Raw genomic sequence first — 5,696 nt, 5'->3', positions numbered from 1 at the left:
ATCTGTATAGCTTCTTGAAAGCCAAGTCCCTGAGATCACGCTGGCTTTCTATGAAAACAAGGGCATCTCCCCCAAGGCAGGCAGTACGGCTCCCGCTTGGTTCGTTTGGGGGCATAGATCCTTGAGGATTTCGGCAAGGCGGTCGGGGAGTTATGCTGGGGTTGTCTCTTTTACCAGGCTGCTGAGGTTCACCCACGGCAGCGCCGGATCCCGTCTCTCCAGCTTGACCTATGCCCAAGGCTCCCCTTCCCCCCAACGAAGAAGAGCGGCTGGCTGCCCTACGAGAGTATCAAGTTCTCGATACAGCCCCTGAAACTGCCTTTGACGAGATCGTCCGGCTTGCTGCTTACATCTGCGGCACGCCCATTTCGCTAGTAACTCTTATTGACGAGCATCGCCAGTGGTTTAAGGCCAAGTTCGGCATTGAGGGCATCGAGGAAACGCCGCGGGATGTGGCCTTCTGTGCCCACGCCATCCTCTCGCCCAAAGAGCCGCTGGTGGTGCCCGATGCCACCCAGGATCCGCGCTTTGCCGATAACCCTTTTGTAACCCAAGAGCCGCATATTCGCTTTTACGCCGGTGTGCCCTTGGTAACGCCGGAAGGGCAAGCGCTGGGTACCCTCTGCGTGGTGGACTACCAACCCCGCCAGCTCAGCCCGGAGCAATTGGAGCAGCTCAAGGCCCTGGCCCATCAGGTGACAGCCCAACTGGAGCTGCGCCGCACCTTGCGGGAGTTGGCCAAGGCTCCCTTGCTTCCCAAAGCTGGCGAGAGCAAGCCTGCTCGCAAAAACCGCTTTCTCCTCAAGGTCAGTGCTGGCCTGGGCCTGGCTGCCCTGATCTTGGGCGGGATCGCCTACTCTGCCCAGCGCAACGCCAGTCGCCTGCCCCAACTGACGGAGCAAGTGGCCGATACCCTGGAAGTGATCCAGAACCTGGAAGGATTGCTCTCAGAGATCCGTGCTGCCGAGGCAGGTAAACAGGGCTACTTTTTGACCAACGAGCCTGGCTACCTCGACGAGTACAAGGCCAGCCTTGAGGCCATTCCCACTCGTCTTAGCCGGCTGCAAGAGTTGACAGCCGACAACCCTCTCCAGCAAGGGCGCCTGAAGTGGCTGGAGCTGCTTTTGGAACAGCGTCTGAACCTTGCCCAAGATCTTATCCGGCTCCGGGATCAAGAGGGGCTGGCCGCTGTTCAAGAAGCCTTGAAGAGGGGCGAAGGGCAAAGGTTGATGGAGCGGATCGCCAACCTAGTGGAGGCGCTCCAGGAGCAAGAGCGGCTTCTGTTGCAGCAGCGCAGCGAGCAGTTCCAGCTTGCTTGGGTTAGAACCAATGCCATCCTGCTGGGGGGGCTGGCTTTTACCTACTTGCTGTTGGCCGCAGTTTATGCCCTCATTCGCCGCGAAACTGCCGAGCGGGAGCGGGCGGAAACCTTCCTCAAGCAGGAGCGGGACTTTACCAGCGCCATCCTCGACACGGCAGGCGCTGTGGTGGTGGTCATGGATCCCGAAGGGCGCATCCTGCGCTTTAACCGCGCTGCCGAGCAGCTTTCTGGCTATTCGCTGGCAGAAGTCAAGGGCCGACTGCTCTGGGACTTGGGCTTGATCCCGGCGGAGGAGATGGCCGGCGTGGAGCAAGCTTTTCAACAACTTAAGGGCAGTCGCTCCCTTTTCTTAAACCGCCATGAAAACTTCTGGCGCACCAAGCAGGGGGCGCTGCGGCTCATTGCTTGGACCAACACCGCCCTGGTCAACGCCGAGGGCGAGGTGGAGTTTATCATCAGCACCGGCATCGACATCACCGAGCGCAAGCTGGCGGAGCTGGCTCTCAAAGAAAGCGAAGAGCGCTACCGGGATCTCTTTGAAAATGCCAGCGATCTCATTCAGGCTGTCGATGCCGAAGGGTACTTTCTCTACGTCAACCGCGCCTGGAAGGAGACCCTGGGCTACGACGAAGCTCAAATCCACCAAATGAGGGTTTTCGACATCATCCACCCCGACTATCGAGAGCACTGCCAGGTGGTTTTCCAGAAGCTTTTGGCTGGCCAACCTCTGGACAAGGTGGAGACGGCCTTTGTGACTGCCAAGGGCGAAACCATCTGGGTGGAGGGAAGTGTTAACTGCCGCCTTGAAGATGGGGTGATGGTCTCCACGCGGGGCATTTTCCGCAACATCACCGAGCGCAAAAAAGCTGCCGAGGAGCTGGAGCGGCAGAGCCGGCGGGCCCAACTGCTGGCCGATCTCAGCTTAAAGATCCGCCAATCGCTGGATATTGCCGAGATCCTGGAAACGGCAGTAACGGAGATCCAAGCCCTGCTCAGGGCGGATCGCGTTTTGGTCTACCGCTTCCAGCCGGATGGATCCGGGATCATCTCCAACGAGAAAACCCAGCCCGGCATCCCTTCCCTTGTGGGCGAGGTGATTGAGGATCCCTGTTTTCAGGAAAAATATGCTGAGCTCTACAGCCAGGGCCGGGTTCGCGCCATCAGCGACGTGGAGGCCGAAGGGCTGGAGCCCTGCTACCTGGAGCTGCTGCAAACAATGCAGGTGAAGGCCAACCTGGTGGTGCCCCTCTTCATGGAGCAGCGGCTGTGGGGGCTGTTGTTGGCCCACCAGTGTTCTGCACCCCGCCAGTGGCAGCCGTTTGAGATCGAGCTGCTGGTGCAACTGGCCAACCAAATCGGCATTGCCCTTACCCAGGCAGAGCTCCTGGAGCGGGAGCGCCAGCGCAGCCTTGAGCTAGAACAAGCCCGCAAAGCGGCAGAGCAGGCTTCTCAGGCCAAAAGCAGCTTCTTGGCCACCATGAGCCACGAGATCCGCACCCCCATGAACGCGGTGCTGGGGATGACGGGCTTGTTGCTGGAGACGCCCCTGACCCCCGAGCAGCGGGACTTTGTCGAGACCATCCGCATCAGCGGCGATGCCCTGCTGACCCTCATCAACGACATCCTGGACTTCTCCAAGCTGGAAGCCGGGGAGATGGAGCTGGAGATCCTGGACTTCGACCTGAGGGCCTGTTTGGAGGAGGTTGCGGATCTCTTTGCCCCCACTGCTCATGCCAAGGGCCTGGAGCTGGCGGTGCTTATGCCGCCGGAAGTGCCCCGCTATCTGCGGGGGGATGCGTCGCGGCTGCGCCAAATCCTCAACAACTTGGTGAGCAACGCCATCAAGTTCACCCATCAAGGGGAGGTGGTCATCCAGGCCGAGCTGCTGCAAAAAACGGCCACCCATGTCCAACTGCGGCTCTCGGTAAGGGATACAGGGATCGGGATCCCCAAGGAAGCGCAAGCCAAGCTGTTTCAGCCCTTCACCCAAGTGGATGCTTCTACCACCCGCAAGTACGGGGGCACAGGGCTGGGCCTGGCCATTTGCAAGCAACTGACAGAGCTGATGGGGGGCAAGATTTTCCTAGAGAGCGAGGTGGGCCGCGGCAGCACCTTCAGCCTCGAGCTTACCCTGGAAAGACAACCCTACGCCCGACAAATCTCCCAGCACCCCGCCCGCATCCCTGTCAATCTCCAGGGCAAGCGGCTGTTGGTGGTGGACGACAACGCCACCAACCGCAAGATCGTCCGCTGCCAGGCCACCGCTTGGGGCATGGTGGTGGAAGAAGCCGAAAATGCCTACCAGGCTCTGGACAAGCTGCGCCAGGCTGCGCGGGAAGGGATCCCCTTCCCCTTGGCGGTTTTGGACATGCAGATGCCGGAGGTGGATGGGGAAACCCTGGGCCGCTGGATCAAGGCGGATCCCGAACTGTCCCCGACGCAACTGGTGATGATGACCTCGCTGGGGTTGGGGGAGCACTCCCGCCGCGCCGCCGAGATTGGCTTTGCTGCCTACCTAACCAAGCCGGTCAAGCAAACGCGATTGCAAGAAGCTCTGATCATGGCCCTGGGCAAGTCTTCCGGCCTGGCCACCGCGCTGCTGGGCATGGGCCCACCCCTTTCGCAGAGTGCGCCCTCGGCCAGCCGCCCCCAGCAACCCCTGCGCATCCTCTTGGCCGAAGACAACCCCGTCAACCAGAAGGTGGCCCTGCGCCAGCTGCAGAGCTTGGGCTACCTGGCGGATGTGGTGGCCAACGGCCAGGAGGTGCTGGATTTGCTGCAGCAAGTCAAGTACGACCTCATCCTCATGGATTGCCAGATGCCGGTGATGGATGGCTACGAGGCCACCCGCCGCCTGCGCCAGCAGGAGCGGGGATCCGGCCACCGCACCGTGGTGATTGCCATCACGGCCAACGCCATGCAGGAGGATCGGGAGCGCTGCCTGCAAGCGGGCATGGACGACTATCTCAGTAAGCCGGTGCTAAAGGAGGATCTGGAAAAAGTGCTCAACCACTGGAGCCAAAGGATCGCCCCTTCCGCAGCAGGAGCAGCCAACGGGGCGGCTTCGTCCGATCCGCCTTCTCCTGAAGCTGCCGGCGGTGACCCTGCTCCCACGCTGCCCTACCCCATCGACGCCGCCTACTTGGAGCGGGTTACGGGAGGTGACCGCCAGTTTCAGCGGGAGCTGCTGCAGGTGTTTGTCCAAGATGGCCAGGATCAGTTGCCGCGGCTGCGCCAAGCTCTTGCAGCGGGTAATGCCGAAGACTTGAGGAAAATTGCCCACCGCCTCAAGGGAGCCAGCGCCAACGTGGGAGCCAATGCCTTTTGTCAAGTAGCCCGCGAGCTAGAACACCTGGGGGTGCAACTGGCGCAGCCGGGATCCCCGGCTGATGACCCAAAATGGGCAAGCGCTTCCCAGGGCCTGGAGGAGCTGGAGCGCATCTTGGCCGACATTTGCCAGTACCTGCAGGAATTGGAAGGCTAGAGCGATCCCAGACTTGTCGCCCTCACCCCCAGCCCCTCTCCCAAAAGGAGATGGGGATCAAGCGGCGAACCATTGGAGGTAGGAGGAACAAATTGGCGCGGCTGTTTGGCTTCGCTCTGGCTCGGAACTGCAGCAAAAGCCCGGCTGCTTGAGCAAGCTGCAAGAGGACAGCCGGGCAGAAAGTATCTAGCTAGTGCTTCGACCCAATCAGGCGGGCTGGGATTACATCAGGCCAATTTGAGAGAGGATCCCTTGGCCCGTAAGCAGCTCGGTCAAAACGCCAATCACAAAGCCCAACATTGCCAGACGGCCATTCCATTTTTCGGCGAAGGTGGTAAAGCCAAACTTAGCTTCTTGGTTTTCCATGGTTGCAACTCCATCAAGGGGTGACATCTCCAATGTGGCTCAGATATTAAAAAGTGTCAAGTTTTGTGTCGAGAGCTAACAAGGTGAGGTCGACAAGGATCCCTAGCTGCTTTTGACGGCAGTCCAGACAGCGTCTACGAGACGGAGCTCCTCCTGCGACAGCACTTTGAGGTACTGCAGCCTAGCAAAGGTTGCCTCATCGGGATAGATAGCTGGGTTTTGGCGATCCTGCGGGTTAATCTTAGGCAGGGCGGCAGCATTGGGGGTGGCAAAGCGGTTGTAGTTGCTCAGTTGGGCGCCAATTTCCGGCTCCAGAAGGAAGTTGATGAAGCGGTTGGCCAGCTCCGGGTTAGGAGCTTTGGCTGGGATGGCCATCACATCTAGCCAGATGTGAGCGCCCTCGCGAGGGACAAAGTAGCCAATGTTGGGATTTTCCTCAGCAGCTTGCAGGGCATCGCCGCTGTAGACAACCGCCACGTTGGCTGTTCCGGAGACCAATTGATTTTTGCCGCCCACCCCGCCAAT

General features: G+C 60.1%; 3 protein-coding genes. 1 reads left to right on the top strand and 2 read right to left on the bottom strand.

Features of this window, described 5'->3' with window-relative positions:
- Nucleotides 1-230: 230 nt before the first annotated feature.
- Nucleotides 231-4,805 carry a response regulator gene (locus NW863_RS05330; RefSeq protein ID WP_414365011.1) on the top strand — a complete coding sequence of 1,525 codons (4,575 nt, stop codon included), beginning with the start codon at nt 231-233 and terminating at the stop codon, nt 4,803-4,805.
- 222 nt (nt 4,806-5,027) lie between these two features.
- Here NW863_RS05330 and NW863_RS05325 read toward each other — a convergent pair whose 3' ends face one another.
- Together NW863_RS05325 and NW863_RS05320 are read right to left on the bottom strand one after the other, a co-directional pair.
- Complete coding sequence (locus NW863_RS05325; RefSeq protein ID WP_414361756.1) at nt 5,028-5,198, bottom strand: high light inducible protein; 171 nt, start codon at nt 5,196-5,198, stop codon at nt 5,028-5,030.
- 75 nt (nt 5,199-5,273) lie between these two features.
- Nucleotides 5,274-5,696: extracellular solute-binding protein (locus NW863_RS05320; protein WP_414365009.1), on the bottom strand; the 423-nt coding region annotated here is incomplete at its 5' end.

The sequence above is a fragment of the Synechococcus sp. B60.1 genome (assembly GCF_047462555.1).
In the GTDB taxonomy this organism is placed as follows: Bacteria; Cyanobacteriota; Cyanobacteriia; order Thermostichales; family Thermostichaceae; genus Thermostichus.
The sequence above is the reverse complement of the archived record's forward strand: the minus strand, read 5'-3'. Positions and strand labels throughout refer to the sequence as shown.

Excerpts from the sequence above, each read along its gene's own strand:
- NW863_RS05330 (WP_414365011.1), top strand. The coding sequence starts at position 231 with ATGCCCAAGGCTCCCCTTCCCCCCAACGAAGAAGAGCGGCTGGCTGCC.
- NW863_RS05325 (WP_414361756.1), bottom strand. The coding sequence starts at position 5,198 with ATGTCACCCCTTGATGGAGTTGCAACCATGGAAAACCAAGAAGCTAAG.